The following is a 21699-nucleotide window of genomic DNA, read 5'->3' on the forward strand; positions in this document are numbered from 1 at the left end:
ATGGGTAATGGGTTACTAACTGATAACTGATCACTGTTAACTGATCACTGAAATATCAGTGTTTTCGAGGGTGGGATTATTGCTAAAGTTGGTAATAACTATTGCTTCATTGCTGCCTGTGCCATCGCTATCGAATAGCAATCTGTCATTGTTGGCGTTATAAATAAATCGAGTATTCTCATCAACTGCGACATTGCCTAGGACAAATTGCGACTCGTCGAGAACACCAAGTTCTAGTTCGATCCCAAAAGCAGAACGATCAATCACGATCGCATCTTCTCCAGAAGTGAAATCCGTAATCGTATCATTGCGATCGCCTCTGCTGGTATAGATAAAGCGATCGTTGCCATCTCCTCCCGTCATGACATCAACAGCGGCACCACCGGTGATCAGGTCATCTCCCGCACCACCAATCAAGGTATCTCTGGCTCCACGACCATTGAGTTGCAGCTGTAAGCTTGTAACCGCTGAGCCGTCTAAGACGTTAACTCCGCCGCCGCCAAAAATTTCTATGGCTTCGATGTTGTTGAAACTATCAATACCTCGTCCGATTAATTTGCTATCAGTGATTGTAAAGTTAAAATCTCCCGTTTCGACAATGATGTCGTAACCCGCGCCACCATTGAGTAAATCATTACTGTTTCCACCTTTGAGAGTGTCACTGCCATTGCCCCCATTGAGAGTATCCTGACTTCCTTCTCCATCAAGGTAATCATTCCCGTTGCCACCATTGAGGGTATCGAAACCACCACCACCATTGATTGTGTCATCACCGCTCCCTCCCGACACTAGATCATCGCCTTGTTGACCACGGATAATATCCGCACCTTCGCCCCCGTCAATAGTGTCCTTGCCTAACCCACCAAAAAGTAAGTCACTGTCTTGATTGCCTTCAATGCTATCGTTACCTGCACCACCTTCAATCAGGTCGAAATCAATCCCACCTTTGATCGTGTCATTGCCCGCATTGCCCCGTAAGGTATCTCGATTATTGCCCCCATCGATATAATCATCATCGCCATCACCATTGATCGTATCCTTGCCATCATTGCCAACCAGAGAATCAAACCCTATTCCCCCGAAGATAAAGTCATTTCCTCCTTCTCCCTTAATGGTGTCATCCCCATTATTGCCTTCTAGGCGATCGAAACCATCACCACCAGTTAAATAATCATTATCATCACCACCTCGAAGAAGATCTGAGCCGACTCCCCCCATGAGAGTGTCGCTATCGGCACCACCAACGAGGCTATCATTTCCCGCGTCACCAATCAGGCGATCGTTCCCCCGCAGACCGACAATCGTATCATTGCCTGCTAAACCTTCAATTCTGTCGGCTTTGACTCCACCAACTAGAGAATCATTATTCTCATCACCCATAACATTATTGCTAAAGGGTTCGGTGACTGTCAGAATTTGATTAACTGAGACGTTATTGAGTATTTGAGTTCTGCCCGATGGCCATTTGATTTCAACACGGTTAATCTGCTCATCTTGACCTAAACCAAAATGGAGACGTTGATCATTTTGCGCAAAGTTGTGAGTTCCGCTATTTTGTTCCCGTAATTGGGTTGTGCCCCCAGAGGTCACTCGGACTTGGGCACCAATGCCGTCACGATTAGATTCAATGCCGACTAGTTTAATTTGCAGCCAATTATTATTATTACCCTGATTTTCAAAGAGTTGGCTCGTATTACCTAGATAAGTTTTTCGAGGAGATTTGGTAATCGTAGAACTACTGAAAATATCGATCGCACCATCATTGTTCACATCGGCTGTCGCGAGTTTAGAACCTGTCTCAAAATCCAACCAAACAGGCCCCACAGACTCACTCTGGGCTCCCCCCGCCAGAGTTACTTTGATAAAAGTGCCATCACCTTGATTTTCGTAGAGAATATTTGGTTGATCATAGGTAGCATAGGAATTAGATATATAAATATCAAGATCTTTGTCGTTATCAAAATCTGCGGCAACGGCTGATTGGGCATTGGTTAATTCGGTTAAACCAGCAGCAACACTACTATCCTCATACTGACCTGTGGCTTCGTTATAGATCCAAAGTTGATCGCTTAAGGCATTCTCTAGAGGATCAACATTGGTAAAACCGATCGCTTGCAGATTGGTAATATTGGCGGTGGATTCTACTGCCGAGCGAATCTTCTCGAAGTTATAACCATTGACCCGAACTTGCCAGGTTTGATTATTGGCATTGTATCCAATATAAATTCCCCGAGCTGAGCGATCGCTTTTGATGCCTCCTATATTCGCACTATTAGGATTTAGGGCTAAAGCTGATACCCGATCTACTTCGTTGGTTCTGGGGTTATCATTGCTGGTTGCTGTTTCTGTAGTTTCTGAGCTGATATTAATAAAGGCTTCAAGCTCAGCAGCAGTTGGGTTGCGACCAGAGGAGCCAATGAAGATTTGACTAGGATTGATATCAATGGGCAGCGCATTAGGGCTAAAGAAATCGATCGCGACTGTTCCCGTAGTCCTAAAACTATAACCAGTCTCGGGGACGGCATTACTAAAAACTAAATCCGCCGCCACAATGCGATCGTTATTCTGGGAAACACTAGCATGATCAATATCATGACGCGATCGCACTAGGAAAATATCGTTATTTCCATCACCATCAAAATCAGCAATAATCGTATCTCTGGCCGATTCATGATCCGCAAAATCTTCTGATTGGTCGGGGTTCCCTTCGTTATTAATCGGGATATCAGAAGTTAGGGGAAAATTATAATCACTAGTGACATCAACAAAGCTATTGCCTGAGGAAATATCGTAGACTTTGAGGGGAAATTCAAAGGTTCCTTGAATAATTAAATCTAGTTTGCCATCACCGGTAAAATCAGCCAACTGACCATAACGAGAAGAACCAGGGACATCGAAGCCGACAGCCTCCGAGCGATCGATAAAAGTTCCGTTGGGTTGTTGTTCAAAATAGGCATTTGCCGAACTTCCATCGGGTCGAGCTGCAACTAAATTGACAAAATCTAGTAAACCATCGTTATTGCCATCAAACCAAATAGCGGCTCTGGTGCGAGCAAGTTTGTAACCAATATTGTTGTTTTCAGCTTCGTTAGTTAATAGATTAGAGTCGCGAAAACGATTGACAAAGAAATGATTGGATTGTCCTCTGCCATCTCCAACAATGCCGCCTAGTTGACCGCCCCCAGCGACAAATACATCGGGATCTCCATCATTATCCGCATCAATCCAAGTACTGCCATGGGTATCTCCCCCGCTACCCTGTCGCCAGTCTTCATCTAATAAATTGGTAAAGGTTCCGTTGCCATTATTAATGTAGAGAAAGGGAAATTTGGCATCGGGAAATAATACTTGATTGGCAGCATTATTGCTATTTATTGCCCCATTGTAACCATGGCCACTAATCCAAAGATCGACTAAACCGTCACTGTTGTAGTCTAACCAAGAAACGCTAATTGCTTCATCGCCTCGTTGTCTTGACCAGGTTATACCAGCAGTTTCTGCTGTATCTTGAAATGTATTGGATTGTAAGACCATATTAGTAATCGATATGCTTGAAGCAAATTAGTTTTAAGGAATTTTCTTCACGGAAAATTTGGCGCTTTTTCCTTTATTTAGGTGGCACCTTCGATGAAGATAAGATTCGGTATTTACGGACAAAAATAGAGCTATATATAAAATGTATTTATTTTGTTTCAATAGTATTATGCACAGAATATCAGTCTTTCTATTTAATTAAACGTAGTTCAATGCATTTACATAGAAATGTAGCAATTTTGTAAGTTTGATATTATGTGTTTAGACTACGTCTAATTTGAAACCTGTAGTTTTTGTAATTGTTTCGGGAATAGGGAATGGGAAATAGGTTTTAGGTAAATGGAAGGAAAACACAGCACTATTCAAACAGAACTATCTGCGGCTCTTAATGTAGCTCTCAAGCCCCAGAAGACTGCTCGTGCTTTTTCTGAATTGAGATGTACTTTTGGTGGACGCTCTACTGTTCCTGATGTGACTGTTTTTACCTGGGATAGAATACCTCGGGACGAGGACGGAGCGATCGCGGATTCTTTTGAAGTTGCACCAAATTGGACAATTGAAATCTTATCTCCTGAACAAAGTCAGACGAGAGTGACCAAAAACATTTTGCATTGTTTGGATAATGGGACAAAGTTAGGTTGGTTAATCGATCCTGGCGAGCGATCGCTATTCGCCTATTATCCTCAGCAACAGTTTGCGTTTTTTGAAGATGCTAATGATGTTTTACCTGTTCCCGATTTTGCAAGTTCGTTTCAGTTGACTTTAGGGGAATTGTTTGGCTGGCTGATGGAATAGTTGTCGCAATTCTCAATCTTTAATCATGTAGTTTTTTTAATATCTCTAAAACCATTTTCTTCAAATTTGGTAATTCTTCTGTCACAACTTTCCAGATTATTCGGCTATCTATTTGGAAATATTCATGAACTAGAATATTTCGGAAATCAATCATATCTCTCCAAGGTATTTCAAGATGATTTTCCATAAATGTTTTAGACATTGCCGAACTAGCCTCCCCTATGATTTGCAAATGGTAAACAATCCATGTGTAAACTAATTCATCTTGCTCAAATCTCTGTTTACCTTGTTTGGTATATTTTTCGATATTTTCAATAGCTTCTAAAATATCTCTTAATCTTTCGGTGTCACTTCTCATAGAGGAATGGCTTCTTTGATGACTCTATTTTTAATGCGAGCTTTTAGTCCAGTTCCTGTTACGATGTCGACTTTTCTTCCTAGCAATTTTTCTAGATCGCGAATTAATCGGACAGGAAACCAAGGGCTTAGATTTTCTCCCAAATCTACCAAAAAATCAATGTCACTATTAATATCAGCTTCTCCTCTAGCCACTGAACCGAATATTCTGATATTGTATGCGCCATGTTGATTAGCAATCTTGATAATTTCTTCTCGTTTATCTTGAATGTTTTCTTGAATATCCATTTTTTAATGCTTCATGATAAATGTTGTTCTATTTTACGGTTTGAGTACTCAAGCGGAATTAATTAAATGTTGATGTCTTCTGTTGCCTGTTGCCCGTTCCCCGTTCCCTAATCATCCCTAAATAATTTATTTTGCATAAGTACTTATATATAACCATCTAAGATTCCTTTTAACGGGTTGCTGGCCTTCCGTTCCCTATCTTGTCCGTAGCGCCATAATGTAGTACAGGTTCCCAATACGATAAACCAAGTTCCTAGTATGATTAGCCAATTTAAACTAATAGATTGCAAGGTAAGAAATCGCAGCATAAATCGAGTTGAGAAAACAACCACAATCGGGAACCAGCAGAAATAAGGAAAAGCCAAGATAGCTAAAAATCTTATCCAATCTTTTTTGGTTTTGGCTCTATCCCAAACTCCAATACCTATCCCTATTAAACTAAAAACAACAACAACAAATGAAGCTGCCAAAGCACTTTCCAAATATAAAGCAGCAGCAAATAAAGCAGAAACAAACAAACTCCAAAAAGTATTATCTTTAATAGTTGAAAGACCAAAAATAGCAAACATACCAGTTGCACCAATAACACCAGCAACATTCGCAACATTCGCAAGTACAATACTACTAGAAGAAATTACATAACCCGTAATAAACGCGCCAAAAAAGCCAAAAGTATAAAAACCAAAACTAGTAGCAAAGGCAGATTCATTAACGAGTGAAATTTCAGCCCAGACTAGATTATCTTTGAACAACCGCTGTATTTTCGTTCCGAAAGTCAAAATTCCAAATAATCCAAGCTGAAGAAAAGTACTGGGTTTTAATCTTTCTTCAATTCCTTTCCAGAAAGAAACCCAGAAAACAAATAATACATAAATTGGGAATCCCCAAGCAACATTGTTCCAATTATCAGGCTGACGAAGAACAAGTAAAACTATTTCTGCAATAGCCATAATAGAAGCAATAATTCCCATAGCTAGAACTAATCGATAATGATAGCTACTTTTGAATTGATACTCTATTTCCAAGAATAAGTTACGCCAATCAGAAATATTGGGACGACGCTGATTAGCAAAGCGATTGATTAAATCTAATTGCAATCTTGGTTTTAAAGTAGATAATATTTTTGACCAGGAAGCACTGGAAAATGGAGTACCTAAAATATGATTAACTTGTTCATTAATTTTTTCCTCTATTTCAGGAGTTTGTTTCTGTTGTTCTAACAGTGAATCTGTCAGCGAATTCCACTCCGGATCACTTGGAATATTAATCGGATCATGGATAGAAAGTAGAGGAATAATTAAACGTGGGTCTAGTTGTGGTAAAGAATTAGGCATTAATTCGGTGGGGGTTCTATCCAACATATCAACAATTCGACAGGCAATTATTGATAAGCTCTTGCTTGACGAATCATTAAATGGTTGCCAAATCCAATCTAGATCTTTTTCATTTTTCTGTTCAGCAGTTAACTCAATATCTTTTAAAGCTTCAGTATTGTCATTTTGAATAAATAATTCTGCTAAACTCCAAGCAGCACTAAAACATATAGACTCATCGGGATGCCAAAGAAAAGGAACTAGAGCTATAGATGCATCAGGGGTAGCTATCTTAGTTAGATCTTGAATAAATTTAATATCTTCCTTTTCAGCTAGAATAGCTAGTTGGGGAACAGCAAGATCTCCCATTCTCACTAAGGATTCCCTGATATTTTCTAAGCAATTTTTATGATCTTGATCTACTAAATTTTCACAGTATTCTTGCTTTCTCTTATATTCCTGAGCAAGTATTTTGGCTGCTTGAGGTAAATTAGTAAATGATAAAGCCTTGGCGGATGCTTGTTGTTTTGATGGACCTGAATTGTCATTAAGAACTGTTTCTAAAAAATCAAATACTGACTTTCGTCGACTGTTTTCTCGTAAATCAGCCGCAACAGCTCCAAAAGCTTTCGCTAAGTCATCATCAACAATTACTTTTTCTAACTGCTGTTTATAATAATCAATAATTTCATCAGCTAAGGTTTGCTCTACTTCCTTCGCATCAGCTAAACATTCAAAACCTGTCAGAGCATCATGCTGATGAACTTGCTTAATTAATGGTGTTTTATCTCCAGTCAAGCCACACCAAAGTTTAACTGTTTCTCGCCAGGTTACGCTATCTTGCTTAAATCTATTGACTAGTTCTTCTTCTTGATTAGATAAGGCTTCGGCTGCAAAATATTCCTGTAACGTGAGGTGAGAAAATTGATATCTTTGTCCTCCATCAATTGGTAATAATAAGCCACTACGATCCACTATTTCAGCTAAGATTGCCTTAGTCTCTTGTTCTGGATTTAAATTTAGAGAAGGCAACAAAGCTCGAATTTGTTCTACAACTTGTTCATATTCAATATTGCGGCGATCGCGTTCTTGTAAACTAGCATTATCCTGGGCAAATAAGGCCAATTTTTGTAAAACTCTGCGTTTATGAATTGCTTCAAATTGATTAGGAATCTGTCGTTCTTCATCCCGTAACTTTAATAAATGGGTAACAGCTTCTTCATAAAAGGCTGCTCGTGAATGAGGCAAGATAAATTGTTTATCTGCATAGAGATAAGCAATAATTGTTAGAAGTAATGGATTACGAGCTAGAGTAATAATTTGTGGGCGATCGCGTAAAGTAGAAATCAGCTGATTAATAGATTTCTCTGGTGGTAATTCTGGTTCCCATACCTTGAGAAAATTCCGAATCTGGCGATCGCTAAATTCAACAATCTCTAAAGTTTGATCAACACAATTATTAAATTCATTATGATAAACAGCACTACGACAAGTAATAATTACAGGACATTGTTCGTAGGTATCCAATAAATCTTTGATTAAATTGATAACGCGATCGCGAACGTTACTATTAACCTCATCCAAGCCATCTAATAACAACATCAAATTGCCATTATCCAAGGCTTGACCAATAAAATTCTTAGCCTCAGGAAAATCTTCTCGTTTAAAGGCTTCGACCAATTTCGTTTGTAAATTATCTATATCAAACTTTTCTAGTTCGTTTAAGCGATTGAGTTCTAATAAAACAGGTGTAAAGTTAGTTGATATCTTGCTTGATTTTTCGTCTGCCCAAGAAAATGCCAAATATTTCAACAACATTGATTTTCCTGAGCCAGGACTACCTTTGATCATCAACCGAGGATATTTACTAATCGCATCAAAAGCATCAATCTGACTATTATCTGATTTCCCAGAAACCTTTAACGGCACAAAAATATCCTTCATTTCCAAAGGACGATTGGGACGAAAAGGAATTTTTAATTGTTGATATTTATTAAATAAAGAGCCGCGATATCGCTTGAGAGAAACTGACCAGAAAAACTTTAAACCAGAAACTTGATTGTAGAGCCAATCCCCAGTTTTACTATAAAGATTCTCAATCCAATTAGTTAGCTTCTCTTTGAGAAAGAATAAGATCCCGACAATTAATGCAATACTCCAACCTAAACCATTAAATAAATTGTCATTGATTTTTTCCCAGACATCAGCATCCTTGATTTCCTTTAATCGGGTATATTCATCTTCATAAATATTCGCGATTTCTGGCGCAGTTAAACCAAAAGCATTCGTCTCATAAAGTTTAATTACCAATGATGTGTCCATTGCCTTCTCATTCTGGACATGGCGATTGGCAAATTCTTTAATATCTTCAATCAAAGCTTCGCGATCGCTGTTTTGGGGATTCTGAGAATAAATCGGCGACGCTAATCCCAACCAAACAGAAATTGCTAAAGACAGCACAAACACACTAACCAATCTTCGCGTTTTGAAACGCTTGCGCGAAAACTTTTCCCAGAGTCGAACGAACTTGATCACTGTTTATCTAACCAGGCTTTAAAGAATTTTGTGTCCTGATTATAGCGATTATGCTACACCAAATCAAATCAAGATTGTCACGAAGAGTTCACTCTTTACTGGTTCAGAACAAAGGTTTGGGGATTTAGGGATTTAGGGATTTAGGGATTTAGGGAAAAGCCTATTACTTCCGTTGTTCAACTTGGAAAATTTAACGGGGCTTTGCCCTTGAAGGCAGAGGGCAGAGGGCAGAAGGATAAAACTACTTCTAACTTATCCCTTTAGTAAGATTGAAAATCAAACAACCACCAAGACGAGCCCTAATTTTTCAACCCATTAGTCAAACCTTCGCCGGGGGTCTGGGGCGGGCGGTTCGCCCCAGTTGGGGGTTTGGGGGACTAGTCCCCCAATAGAAATCATGGATCTTGTCGGACATCTCAAAAAAAACAAGCAACCCCCAAAAATAACGAGATTGCTTTATATACTATAATTTCTTTTTTTATAAAAAGGTTATTAAGAATTCCCACCAACCTTGTTAGTTTGGATATAAAGAATAAGCAAAAACACAGTGGGAACTAAAATAAATAAAATAGTTGCAACAAAACCGAGATCATTAACTTCCATAAGAACAGTAGCACCTAAGTAACTTACAAATTGACGAATAACTCTACTGAGGCAAGCCTTAGCAAAGGAATGCACGAGTCTGACAATTATTAGAATATCATTACTTAGGTTGCATGATAATTGGTTGTCGCAATAATTACAGTTTGCGCTTAACGCTTAGACTTGTCCTTAAGCTTGGGCTTCGTCGCAACAGTTACCGAACCATTTACTGTCGCTTGGCAAGCTAAACGATAGCTATCTGGTTTCTTCTTCAGTTTGCGTTGCTCAAAGGCTGTTCTAGGAGAAAGGTTCTCCATACCCTCAACAATCTCGACAACACAGGTCCCACATTGGCCATAACCACCGCAGTTAGTCAATTTCCCCTTAAGAGTATAAATATCTATCTTATTTTCCAAAGCCCTTTCCCGAAGATTCGCACCTAAGGCAAATACAACTTCTTTTTCTTCTTTGACGAATTTAATACTGGACATAACTGCCGTTTTCATGTTTAATTTCGTTAATTATAATATTAAGAAATGATAAGAAATAATTGAGCAATAAGCAAGAGACCAATAAGAAAGGAAGACAGAAGAACTAGGACAAAAGCAAAAAATTTCATTTAGCCTCTGGTAGAACCACAGGAATTGTAAAGTGAAACTGACTTCCTTGATTTTCCCCCTCACTAGTTGCCCAGATAGTGCCACCCATATTCTGAATAATCTGACGACAAATAGCTAAGCCCAAGCCCACACCACTAACGCTGCGACGAAGATAACTTTCTGTTTGGGAGAAACGATCAAAAACTTTTTCCAATTGTGATGGTTCAATGCCCCTTCCCGTGTCAGCAATGACAATTTCTAAAGTTCGCGCCTCCGAAGACAAGTTACTTTCTGGGTGATTAATTTTTGCTTGGATCGCAACCTTTCCCGTCTCGGGCGTAAACTTGCAGGCATTGTCTAACAATTTTACTAAAACTTCGACTAACCCCTCCGCATCTGCGGAAATTATGGGAAGATTTTTGGGTAATTTGGCTTCAATTTCTGGTTTAGCCGCATTTTGATAAATTGATTCTATTCTTCGCTGGGCTAAGGCGATCGCATAGTCTAATTGTAGAGGCTCAATGCGACGATAGACATTGCCAGTTTCCAATTTAGAAAGAGTTATAAAATCTTGAATCAACTGACGTAATCTCTCAGTATCACCGAGCGCCGTGTTTAACATCGCCGTTCTAATAGCAACTGGCATTTCAGGTTCTTCGGCCAAACTTTCTAGAAAAATCCGAATTGTCGATAAAGGGGTGCGTAATTCATGCCCGACAATAGCAATTAGATTACTTTGAATTCTTTCAATTATTTCCAATTGATGGTTTAACTCGACTAAATCTGTATAAGCACTAGCTTGTGCGATCGCAACCCCCACATTGGTCGAAACAGCTTCTACCAGAGCAATATCCGCCGCTTGCCATTTATGCTCTGCGACTCCGCCATAATGAATTTCTAACATGCCCAAAAGATTGTCTTGGTAACGGATCGGAATCAGTAACCAACTGCGAATTTGAGCTTGACTGATCTTCGCTTGCAAAAACTCATTTTTTTTGATGTAAACATTGCTCTCGGCATTATTAATTGCTAAAGCCCCATTAGTTGCTTGAGCCGCCACAAACAGAGGATTATTACTCAGCAACCATTTCTCCCCCACTAGAGAAGTCATTTCTGGGGCAGCAGATTCACATTCAATAGTCACAGAACTATCTTGCTCCTTCAACCTATAGAGTAAACAACGACAGTGAGGAAATAATTTACCCAATTCATTGACCGTAATCTGTAAAACTTCTTGAGGGTCTAGAGAACTACGCAAAGCAGAAGAAATAGAATTAATTAGTCGTTCTTTGCGTTCTGCCGTGGCAATAACTTGATAAGCCTTGAATAATTTATACTGTCCTGCCTGTAAATAGGTGACCAGTCTTTGAGTGAAAATCTCTAAATCTACCGATTGAGTAGCTAGCAGAAACTTTCTAGTGGGAGTTTTCAAGCTCAGATTATATAGTTCCCGAGTTTGCCGCAAATTCTCAGTCAGCTCAGGATGGGCAACAGCAATTTTGTCGAGCAACCATTTAGCTGCGGCATGACAAATATTCCGCTCAAACGTCCAAAAAGCTTCAAATCTTTTTCCTTGGTCAATAAAATCATCATTTTCTCCCTGTTCTCGTCCAATAACACAGGCAGTATACTGTTGACCAACAATAACTAGATGTCTTTCCTCGATCGCAATATCTGTTGCGCCCAGGGCAATAGCTCGATAATTAGATTGTTTTTCTGTGGTATCTTCGATATCTGATTGTTGGGTAGAATCGACAAAAATATAAATTTGATCCGTTATCTGGGAAATTCTTTGATAGCGACGCATCTCAGGACGAAAGAATTGTCCTAGACGAAAATTGGCAATGATCAAAGGTGCGTCATCTCCTGCTAAAACTAAGTCTTCCATCGCACGACATAAGGCCATCAAAGGAGACTTAAAATACATTTGAGGACGTAAATGGGAATAAGCTGTTACTAAATGCTTGAATAGGGATTGATTTTTAGTCACAAAGTTGCTTAGGGGACGGGGAACGAGGAACGGAAACCAAAAAAGTTATTCTATGAATTTGAGTATAGTCCTTCTTCAATTAATACTAATTATTCAAGCTCTCTGGCAGAAAAACTGATGAATCTATACAATAGTCTCACTGAAAATCAAGTTTAAAAACTCTAATACTCGGTTATTGGTATCATTAGCTACATTTAAGTCAAATCTGCCCAAAATTGCTGAAGAGAAAGTTACTCTTTCTCGTAAGATCACTATAATTGATTCTATCAAGCGCCACATCATATCAGAAGCAAAGGAGCAAGCACTAAATTACAATGATCGATCAACTCTGGATATTACTCTGTTCGGGTTTAGTGCTTCTGATGCAAGCAGGTTTTATGTGCCTGGAGTCGGGCTTAACTCGCGCTAAGAATAGTATCAATGTCGCAGTTAAAAATATTGCTGATTTTGGCATATCAGTAGCCTTATTTTGGGCCTTTGGCTTCGGCATTATGTTTGGACTCTCTCAATACGGATTAGTTGGCACTAGCAACTTTTTTCCCTCCGCTGAAGCAGAGCAATCATCGATGATTGTTTTTTTTCTCTATCAAGCGATGTTTTGCGGGACAGCAACCACAATTATTTCTGGAGCCATAGCAGAACGCCTCAAATTTAGTGCCTATATCATTATTGCCGTCTTAGTCTCAGGGATGGTTTATCCTGTATTGGGTCATTGGGCTTGGAATGACAACGGTTGGCTAAAACAGTTAGGTTTTATTGATTTTGCAGGTAGTACGGTAGTTCATGGTGTTGGAGCCTGGGTCAGTTTAGCAACCTTAATTATCATCGGTGCGCGGCAAGGTCGATTTGGTTCTGCCAAAACCGTCAATAAAATTCAGGGAACCAATTTACCTTTTGCTGTTCTTGGTGCCTTACTACTTTGGGTAGGCTGGCTTGGTTTTAATGGGGGAAGTACGTTAGCTCTTAATGAACAAGTCCCAGGAATTATCCTCAATACTGTATTGTCTGGGGTAGCGGGAATGCTAACTGCAACTTTATGGAGTCAGTTGCACTACGGCAGAATTGAGGTTGAAGAATTAATTAATGGCTCGATCGCAGGCTTAGTGGCAATTACTGCCTGTTGTAACCTGGTGGCAACTCCTTTATCTGTGATTATTGGAGCGATAGGCGCGATCGTCGCTCAGTTAGTTTCGCGGACTCTTCAAAGATGGGGCATTGATGATGCAGTGGATGCGGTGGCAGTTCATGGAGCAGCAGGGGTTTGGGGAACGGCTTGTGTGGCCTTATTTGGTAAATTGGGGATAATTGACACGGGTTTAAGCCGAATTAGTCAGCTTGGAGTCCAATTACTGGGCATCGCGGTAATTTTTGGTTGTGCTTTTGGCCTAACTTTAGCCTTACTTAAATCACTAAATTTCTTTTTTGAGTTACGAGTATCTTCTGAAGCAGAACAGTTGGGCTTAAATGTCTCCGAACATCAAGCAAAAACCGACACCTACGAGTTGTTTCAGGTTATGGATCTCCAAGCTAGAACTAATGATTTGAGTTTAAGAGTTCCTGTAGAATCTTTTACCGAGATTGGACATATTGCGACTCGCTACAATCAGGTTATGGATTCACTCCAGAAAAATCATCAACAAAGTGCCGAGTCATTAGAAGAACTCTATGCTGTAACCGCAACAGTAATTTCCGCAGTGGAAAACAAAAAGTTCTCCCCTGAGGATTTTGCTGCTTTTGCCTCTCGTTCTGATGAATTGGGCATTCTGGCACGAGTTCTACAACAAATGGTGGAGATGATCAATGCTCAACAGCAGGAGCTGGGGAAAATTCAAGGAGCATTGCAAACATCTGTCGTCCAACAGCAAAATTTAATCATCGAGATTTTAAAAGGTCGTTTTGATGATATTCCCGAGTCGATTATTAATCAGGTTCAATCTAATCAAGATTTAGATCAATTGTCCTCATTTATGCAGAAGGCGATCGCAATTCCCAATTTAGAAGAATTTACCCCTCAGTAGAGGCCAACGGCCATTCGCCCCTAGGAAATTTCTTTCATCCAGGCAATGCATTCAGTAAGCTGTTGCTGCATAGCGTGGCGATCGCTATGATAACGACGACCATGACCAGGTAAGACCCATTCAAAAGAATATTCAGTCAGTTTTGCCATCGATTTGATTTGTTCTGACCAAGAATAGAAACAGTAACGGGGGAAGGCATTCAAATGTTGCAAATGAGACGACCAGGCTAAATGATCTCCTGTAAACAGAAATTTCTGCTGATAAAGCAAAACTGTATGACCCTTGGTATGTCCTGGGACAGGAATAATTAATAAATCATCGGCTAATGCGATCGGCTCAGTTCCCGATACAATAATTTCTACATTTTTTGTTCCCTCACGAATATCATCTTCATGGAGAATCCGCTCACAACCAAAATGCTGCTGGAATTTTTCGTGATCGGCAACGTCATCTTGATGAGTCAGATATAGATATCGAATACCGCCCAACTCTTCGAACCTTTTGACTAAAGGTGGTGTGAAACGCGGCGAATCGATTAAAACATTACCATCAGGTCTTTGAATAAAATAAGTAGTCGCACCAAAGGATTTCTCGGAATGATAACCGCAATGATAGACATTATCTGTGATTAATAAAGGAAAGGTTTGCTGGACAGATTTGATGTCTCGCGGTTTTTCAACGGTCCCAATAGATGCCGTGGGACAAGATAATAATGCTTGGATTGCTTGTAATCTCGAAGCAGATTCCTGGGGTTGCTGATACACAGCCGATTGGGTTCCTTGGCGATTAAATATTTCTGGTGCCATCCACCGACAGGTATCGCAATCTATACAACTAGAATCGACATAAAAATCACCGATCGCATTCTCGCTTCTTCTCTGTTTAAGTGTTGCCATGATTTTTCAACAAGTCATAATCATTACGACTTTATTTTAGCAATTATTTATTTGATTCTGAAGAATAGATTGGGTATTAGCCAAATTTTGCGTTTTCTATGATTGACCGGAAAAAACTCCAATGGTTATTTTGTTCCAAGCACCAACCAGCTTTGACTACCGAAGGAATTGTATATCCGCCAAAAGTCTCTTCCGATATCACTTCTGCTTCAAAGAGCAGATATTGCCAGCTGCCATCTTCAGTTTGATTGCTCCAACGAGGTAAAGAAATTTTGCGGAGTTTGCCGTCAGAATCTATGGTGAGGGTTAAAGTGGTTGATTCACGGGCTATGTGTAAACTGGCTTGGATAGTGTTATTTGCGATCGCCTGCCAGGTTACTTGATTATGCGGTAACAATGCCGAGGGCAACCAAATATATGCAGCTACCAGCCTACCAATACTAGAACGCGTGATCTGCTTATTTTGAGCATCCATGAAAGGAAGCAAACCCCAAAATGAAAAGCATGTTCTACCTTGGCCTCGATAAAAATAATCTGCCCCTCGAAATCTTGCTAATTTTTCACCGATATTTGCTTGCCAGACAAAGCCTGGCGCAACAGAAATGATTTCAGAAGCTTGCATTGGTAGCCAGGCAGTTGTTGGTTTTAACTGGAAACTGCCGCTCATTGATAATTCTACAGAGGTCGCTAAGACTGTTTCCGGGGCGATCGCATGTAAAAAATACCTTTGAACAGGTTCTTCTAAATCGGCAATCATTGCGAGATTAAACGCGAGATTGGTTGCTGGAGAGTTAAGAGATCGCCAAATTTGCCTAATAATGCGATCCGATCTGAGTCGGATTAAAATTAGCATGCCCAGAGTCGCGATCGCCAAGAAAATTATCCAAATTTGCCTCATGATCGATAACACTCAAGAATAAGCTTTAGTATTCTCCAATTCTAGACTTGTGGGCTTTGTGCGATCGCTCTACTTCATGTACTTTAGTGAGAGGCTACTTGATATTCTCAACAGAACATTTACCTTAACCATTATCTTGAGAATTATTAAATAATTTACCGATGCCATTAATTTTAAAGCCTGGCGGTACATAGTCACTCGGTAAGTAATTTTCAGGTATTGTATTTTGATTACCATCTCTAATGGCAGAATATTGCGGCGACAGAATTTCGATATCAGCCTCATTGCACTTATCCTGAATATTTTGATGGAGTTGAGAAGTAGTTAAAAGTTTGGTTTTTACAGTTGGTATGTGAGCTCTCAATTCATAGCTAACATAAAAATCATCTAGACTAGTCTGGAAAACACTGGGAGCAGGCTTTTCTAGAACATTTTCTGTAGCATGCGCCGCATCAAGCAAAACCTGATGTACTTTCCGCCAAGGCACATCATAACCAAGAGTCACGGTGGTGCGAATCATCAGTGGTTGTTTAAGCTCTCGCTCCAGCGCATTGTAATTAATAATACTAGAAGACATTAAATTAGCATTAGGGATAGTAACAATTTCACCAGTGATTGTACGAATACGGGTCGAAAGAATAGTTTTTTCATGGACAAAACCAAAGTGATCTTCAGTTTTAATCAGATCACCAAGACGAAAGGCTCGGGTGTAAATAATCACAGTACCTCCTACTAGGTTAGAAACTGTAGCAGCTCCACCAAAGGTAATCAGAGCACCAACTAGCAATGAAATACCTTGAAAAGCAGGAGAATTATACATTGGGAGATAAGGGAAAATGATAGCCAAAGCACTAGCAATAATGAGAATAACTACTATTTTTTTTGTAGGTTCAGCCCAATCTTGATCAAATCCTGGTAGGCTAATTATCTCTTGCTCTATCGCTTTAAAAAATAGGTTACAAAATCTTATCAAGTAATAGGTAATAATAACCGCTAGTATAATAACGAATAAGTTGGGTAAAAAATTTGCAAAACCGTTAAAAGCTAACTTTAAGGCTCCGTAAATTGGTCGGCGAAATTGCACTCCAAATCTTCTAGTTTGAGGAAAAATGCGAAAAATAAGGTCAAAATAGAATGACAGAAGAAGAAGTACAATTATTAGCCTGCTAAATTTAATTAAACTAGATAAAAACTTGGATTCATTTTCGACAGAAAATAGTTCCAGTCCTTGAATTCTTAAGCCTCTATTATTTGAACGCCTGGCTTCAATAAAGTTCTGAGTAATGGATACCAATTTAAAAATTAAGCGGATTACGATAACTAGCCCAAGAGTCAAAGCTACGCTTAAAATAATATTCTCAAATAGGCCCTCACTACTTCGTACTTTTCTATATTCAACAATGGCATTTGCGATAGCTTGAGCATATTGATTAGCTAATTTATTCAAAGACTGATTAGCCTCTTTTGCATCGTCATTCGTGATCCCGAAGATAAGTATCTTCTCCTGCCCGTCATCTTCTGCTGTAATAAGAATTACTTCTTCAAGATCTTGAAGCTCGATAGAATCAACAGATATAGAATAGTTTTTAGCAATTGTTTCAATCTGTTTAGTGACTATGTCTGCCCGCTGCTCAGCAGTTGTCGTCCGGCCATCAACTTTAATCGTAAATAGGGTTTTGCCATCTAGAAGAACGGGAAATTCAGTTGTTTTCCCCTGGGAGATATCTCTTTCTGGCTTTAATTCTTTATCAAGAGGCTTTGGTTCGGTGTCATTTATATCTTGGGCAATGATATTTACAGCACTGGGGTAATAGTATTTATCTTGAAAGTTAGCTAAATATATTTGTCTATCGCTTGCCCATCCATCCTGTGCCCAAGAAAATGTTATCGACCCATATTGTCCAATAATAAAAGAGCTCAACAGAAAAATTATTAGTAATCCTATTAGCTTTTGTGTTATTTTTGTAAGACTCATTATTAATAGGCGGTTTCGATTAAAGCTGAGTTAAGGAAAGAAGCTAATCTATAAGCTTTCAAACTCAAAAACCAGCAATTACGGGCATTATATCGGATTCAGAGAAAAGCACCGAATTTTTTCCTAATATTTTCCGTGAGTTTCCTGAGCTTTCTCATAATTGCAGGATAGATTTTTTCTAAGACTTGCGACTAGTTCCATAATCTCGATTAAATTCATTTAATCTGCCCCCTATTGCACAGTTAATGCATAATATTCAACCCATTCAGGGGGCAAGTGCAAACTAATTCAAAGGGTCACCCACTCTTTGACTAAATTAGTCTTGTCAGGTTAATAAAAAATGAACAAAATTTTAAGTGTTTCTTTTAGCATTATAGGCGTCCTATTCACTGCAACATCATTACTAGCTCAAGAAAGTCCCGAGTCTGAAATTTCTGAGCCGTCAACTAAAATCGCCACTGAACAGTCCAAAGAGCCGAAATGGGAAGTCGACATTGAGCCAACCTTGTTAGTTCCTCTTAATCTTGATGGGGGCGTTGGTGTTGAGATTGATGGAGATGAAGATGGAGATGGCAGTGATGAAGGTAATAGTAGTGGTGTAATTGAGATTCCTATCGCTGTAAAAGGAGATTCCGAATTTAACTTTGACGAAGCACTAAGACTATCTGGTCGGATCGAAGCTTGGCACAGAAAAGGACTTGGTATTATTTTTGACGGTACCTATACTCGCTATGGAGAAAGTGGTTTTGTTGCTGCGGACATTGAATTAATAGAGAGCGATCCCTTCTTTCGTATTGAAGTCCCGACTGAGATACTCGTCCAGCAGGGTATCTTTGTCTTGGCAGCAGGTTATGAAGTAATTGAGTCAGAGCTTGGCCGCAGAAAATCCCCCGACCGGCCTGGATATCCGATTCTAAGATTCAGGCCATTTTTGGGAACGCGATTTACTTTTATTGATATCTCCGCTGATTTTGAGGGTATACCAGATATAGATATTGATGACTCTTTCTTCGATTTAATGGTCGGAGCACACCTCGATTTTCAGGTATCTCAAAGGTGGAATTTTGGAGTTAGGGCAGATTACTCCGGTTTTGGAATCGGTGACAGTACAGACAGTACGGTTACAGTAGTTGCGGGAGCAGAGTGGAGTGTGTCAAAACTTGTCGCATTTCGATTAAAGTATCGGTTTTATGAAATTGATTTTGATCGCAATAGCAAGCTTCTAGAAGACAACTATACAATTAATTTTGAAGAGCAAGGCCTTTGGTTGGGAGTCAGTTTCAGGCTTTGACTAGTTTTTCACCGACATTTGCTTGCTAGACAAAATCTGTAGCTAAAGAAATGATTTCGGAGATTTGCATCGGTGGCCAGGCAGTTGTTGGTTTTAACTGGAAACTGCCGCTCTTTGCTAATTCTACAGAGGTCGCTAAAGCTGTTCCCGAAGCGATCGCATGTAAAAAGTACCTTTGAACAGGTTCTTCTAAATCGGCAATCATTTCGGGATTAAATGCAAGATTGGTTGCTGGGTATTTTAGCGATCGCCAAATTTGCCTAATAATGCGATCCGATCTGAGTCGGATTAAAATTAGCATGCCCAGAGTCGCGATCACCAAGAAAATTATCCAAATTTGCGTCATGATTCAGTACACTCAACTGTGAGCCAGAGGAGAGGGTTTATTTGCCCAACTAGGCAAACCAATTGGTTGTTGTAGCAGTGTTTCTAGTTCTTGCTCAGAAATGTACAGTCCCTGGAATTGAGGATCGCTTGCTTGCTGTTGCCGTGCCTGCCAAACTTGAACTCGAACTAGTAAGTCAATGCGTTCTAGCTCAGCTAAAAGATGTTCAACTGATGTAGCATAGTAGTCCATTTGACTTAGGTGATAGTAGACACGGTTTATGTTGACATAATTTTTCTCTCAACAGCTATTAATCATTCTAATAATTCATACTGTTTTGCAGTCGGAAGAGGCGATCTCATTATGAACCAATGAGATCAGAGCGATCGCGAACTTAGATTAGCAAACAATTGTGCTACCAAATCCAAATCCTTATCTCCAGGGGATTTTTCTACGCCACTAGATAAATCAATGCCATTAGGTTTAACTTTGATTAAAGCCGCCAATATATTGTCGGGATTTAATCCCCCTGCAAGCATCCAAGGCAAAGTGGGGCTGAATTGCCGTAGGTCTGCCCAATTTATAGTCTGACCTGTGCCACCTAGCATTTGGGGATGATAAGCATCTAAAAGCAAAGTATCAACATAATCTGTGTAAAGCTCCGTTTCGCTTAGGCATTCTGCGGTTCTGATGCGAAAAGCTTTGATAATTTCAGTTTTGCCTGGTAGTTTCGAGCGTAGTTGTTGGCAAAACTCTGTTGATTCTGAACCATGCAGTTGCACTCCACTTAAGCCTGTCTCAGTGACAATTTGAGTGATTTCGCTGATCTCTACATTAGCAAAAACACCAATAGTGTCTACCGAGATTGATAAGTGCTGAATAATTTCCTTGATTTGTGATGGCGTAACATATCTTGGCGATCTCTCCACACAGATAAAGCCCAAGGCGGTTGCACCCATTCGAGCAATCTTTTGACCTTGTTCGGGCTTTGTAATGCCACATATTTTAATTCGCATAATGATACTTTCACAACTTGGTAACTCGCGCTTATTCTTATTTATTCGTTATTAATACGATGACTATACACAAAAAACATAAAGATTGGGTGAATTACTGACGCTTTTAAATCCTGCTAGTCGGTAATAATTATTTTAATTGTAAAGGTGTTATGAATTTATCGGTATTTTGTCTGAAATTTACGAAAAATTACTATTGTTGACAATAAGAATACATTTTATATTTATAGATAAGAAACAAACAAGAAATACATAAAACTACTAATCAATACTTAAGTAAACACCATGAACTACGCTCAACTACTACAAAGAATTACTTGCTCTTGTTTAGGTACTTTAGCTGTTTCTCTAGCATTTGTTCAATCTAGTTTTAATGAGGCTCAAGCAGCCGCTATCCCTGTAGGAGGAGACAATGCTTGTCAGTTAGATTGGAGTGAAGTCAATAAAGCAGATGCCACAGCCTGGGACTTTACCGGAAACCTCGGCGATCGCACTGATTTAGCGAGAGTTTATTATCATTCGCCATCAGGTTTATATCTCAGAATTTCCGTTGCCCAAAGATGGAATTGGAATGGCAAAAAAGCCGCACCGAGTTTAGGTCAACCAGCGTTGACAGATAATAACCCTTTTGTCCCCAAAATTACTGACTATTCTCATTATGGAACTGGTGGTTATGGCTTAGGGGAACACCTATTTGCGATCGGACTAAACACCACGAATCATGATCTAAGTGTTACGGATGCCACCAATAAACTAGAAATTGAATTTTTCCAAGATGCATCTTTAACTCAGAAAGCAGAAGTTGAATCTCTAAATTTTGTAGCTACAGATTTAGATTCTGGGGCGACCAATACAGAGCAAATCATCGTTGCAGTTGAAGATAGCACTGGTAATGAGCCCACGCTTTATTTCGACAAACCACTCAATAGTTTAATTGATGATAGTTTAATCAATATTGGCAACAAAACAGTTACAGGAGTAGCACAAGAAATCACTGATAGCACAGGAAATATTGCTCCTGTGGTCAAAGGAAACACTCATAAATTGTCACTAACTTATCAACTTATGAATACGCCCACTACTTCTAGTGATGACACTACCAATAAATACACCTATATTTCCAATTTGTCCTGGTGTGGTCAAGCTTCGAATTTTCCTAATGATGAACCTGTAGATGTTGAAGATCCTACTACTCCAGATAAGATTGTTTATGCTGACTAGAACACCGATTCAGTATTTTAGTATTCAAAGTTAGTTTTGAGTTAATTTCGGACGAATTCTAACTCA

The 21699-nt window shown here is 39.4% G+C and carries 17 protein-coding genes; 4 read left to right on the forward strand and 13 right to left on the reverse strand.

The features are described 5' to 3' along the window. Positions 1–36 precede the first annotated feature (36 nt). On the reverse strand, positions 37–3534 hold the full coding sequence (locus tag XEN7305_RS27140; RefSeq protein WP_006512412.1) for a CRTAC homolog protein: 3498 nt from the start codon (positions 3532–3534) through the stop codon (positions 37–39). 339 nt (positions 3535–3873) lie between these two features. Between XEN7305_RS27140 and XEN7305_RS25365 the strand changes: the two genes are divergently transcribed. Next, the gene (locus tag XEN7305_RS25365; RefSeq protein WP_006512413.1) at positions 3874–4329 is read left to right on the forward strand and encodes a Uma2 family endonuclease; all 456 of its coding nucleotides are present in this window, start codon (positions 3874–3876) and stop codon (positions 4327–4329) included. 19 nt (positions 4330–4348) lie between these two features. Here XEN7305_RS25365 and XEN7305_RS25370 read toward each other — a convergent pair whose 3' ends face one another. From XEN7305_RS25370 to XEN7305_RS25395, 6 genes are all read right to left on the reverse strand, one after another. Further along, on the reverse strand, positions 4349–4687 hold the full coding sequence (locus XEN7305_RS25370) for a DUF86 domain-containing protein (protein WP_006512414.1): 339 nt from the start codon (positions 4685–4687) through the stop codon (positions 4349–4351). Then, the gene (locus XEN7305_RS25375; RefSeq protein ID WP_006512415.1) at positions 4684–4974 is read right to left on the reverse strand and encodes a nucleotidyltransferase family protein; all 291 of its coding nucleotides are present in this window, start codon (positions 4972–4974) and stop codon (positions 4684–4686) included. The genes XEN7305_RS25370 and XEN7305_RS25375 overlap by 4 nt, the downstream gene beginning before the upstream one ends. Positions 4975–5117: 143 nt before the next feature. After that, positions 5118–8753: an NACHT domain-containing protein gene (locus tag XEN7305_RS27145; protein ID WP_052035241.1), complete on the reverse strand. Its 3636-nt coding sequence runs from the start codon at positions 8751–8753 to the stop codon at positions 5118–5120. A gap of 561 nt (positions 8754–9314) precedes the next feature. Next, entirely contained in the window at positions 9315–9425 is a 111-nt protein-coding gene (psbM, locus tag XEN7305_RS25385) for a photosystem II reaction center protein PsbM (protein WP_040899659.1), read from the reverse strand. A gap of 149 nt (positions 9426–9574) precedes the next feature. Further along, entirely contained in the window at positions 9575–9895 is a 321-nt protein-coding gene (locus XEN7305_RS25390) for a 2Fe-2S iron-sulfur cluster-binding protein (protein ID WP_040899661.1), read from the reverse strand. 124 nt (positions 9896–10019) lie between these two features. Beyond that, entirely contained in the window at positions 10020–11993 is a 1974-nt protein-coding gene (locus XEN7305_RS25395) for an ATP-binding protein (protein ID WP_006512419.1), read from the reverse strand. Between the two features lie 308 nt (positions 11994–12301). Here XEN7305_RS25395 and amt point away from each other — a divergent pair, with 308 nt between their 5' ends. After that, a complete protein-coding gene (gene amt / locus XEN7305_RS25400; RefSeq protein WP_083889464.1) occupies positions 12302–14011 on the forward strand; it encodes an ammonium transporter in 1710 nt (569 codons plus the stop codon). 20 nt (positions 14012–14031) lie between these two features. Here amt and XEN7305_RS25405 read toward each other — a convergent pair whose 3' ends face one another. The 3 genes from XEN7305_RS25405 to XEN7305_RS25415 form a co-directional block, all read right to left on the reverse strand. Then, complete coding sequence (locus XEN7305_RS25405; protein WP_006512422.1) at positions 14032–14907, reverse strand: MBL fold metallo-hydrolase; 876 nt, start codon at positions 14905–14907, stop codon at positions 14032–14034. Between the two features lie 76 nt (positions 14908–14983). Next, the gene (locus XEN7305_RS25410; protein WP_006512423.1) at positions 14984–15805 is read right to left on the reverse strand and encodes a DUF6544 family protein; all 822 of its coding nucleotides are present in this window, start codon (positions 15803–15805) and stop codon (positions 14984–14986) included. A 124-nt stretch (positions 15806–15929) separates the two neighbouring features. Then, a complete protein-coding gene (locus XEN7305_RS25415; protein ID WP_006512424.1) occupies positions 15930–17780 on the reverse strand; it encodes a mechanosensitive ion channel family protein in 1851 nt (616 codons plus the stop codon). Between the two features lie 340 nt (positions 17781–18120). On the opposite strand from XEN7305_RS25415, the gene XEN7305_RS25420 reads away from it, so the two are divergent. After that, the gene (locus XEN7305_RS25420; RefSeq protein ID WP_006512425.1) at positions 18121–19071 is read left to right on the forward strand and encodes an outer membrane protein; all 951 of its coding nucleotides are present in this window, start codon (positions 18121–18123) and stop codon (positions 19069–19071) included. Positions 19072–19096: 25 nt separating this feature from the next. On the opposite strand, the gene XEN7305_RS25425 is transcribed toward XEN7305_RS25420, so the two are convergent. The 3 genes from XEN7305_RS25425 to XEN7305_RS25435 all read right to left on the reverse strand — a co-directional run bounded on the left by XEN7305_RS25425 (position 19097) and on the right by XEN7305_RS25435 (position 20412). Next, on the reverse strand, positions 19097–19417 hold the full coding sequence (locus XEN7305_RS25425) for a DUF6544 family protein (RefSeq protein ID WP_006512426.1): 321 nt from the start codon (positions 19415–19417) through the stop codon (positions 19097–19099). Positions 19418–19429: 12 nt separating this feature from the next. After that, a complete protein-coding gene (locus XEN7305_RS25430; protein WP_006512427.1) occupies positions 19430–19648 on the reverse strand; it encodes a hypothetical protein in 219 nt (72 codons plus the stop codon). A gap of 125 nt (positions 19649–19773) precedes the next feature. Continuing rightward, a complete protein-coding gene (locus tag XEN7305_RS25435) occupies positions 19774–20412 on the reverse strand; it encodes a phosphoribosylanthranilate isomerase (protein ID WP_006512428.1) in 639 nt (212 codons plus the stop codon). A 285-nt stretch (positions 20413–20697) separates the two neighbouring features. Between XEN7305_RS25435 and XEN7305_RS25440 the strand changes: the two genes are divergently transcribed. Beyond that, a complete protein-coding gene (locus XEN7305_RS25440) occupies positions 20698–21633 on the forward strand; it encodes a hypothetical protein (protein WP_006512429.1) in 936 nt (311 codons plus the stop codon). Positions 21634–21699 lie beyond the last annotated feature (66 nt).

Source organism: Xenococcus sp. PCC 7305 (assembly GCF_000332055.1).
GTDB lineage: Bacteria > Cyanobacteriota > Cyanobacteriia > Cyanobacteriales > Xenococcaceae > Xenococcus.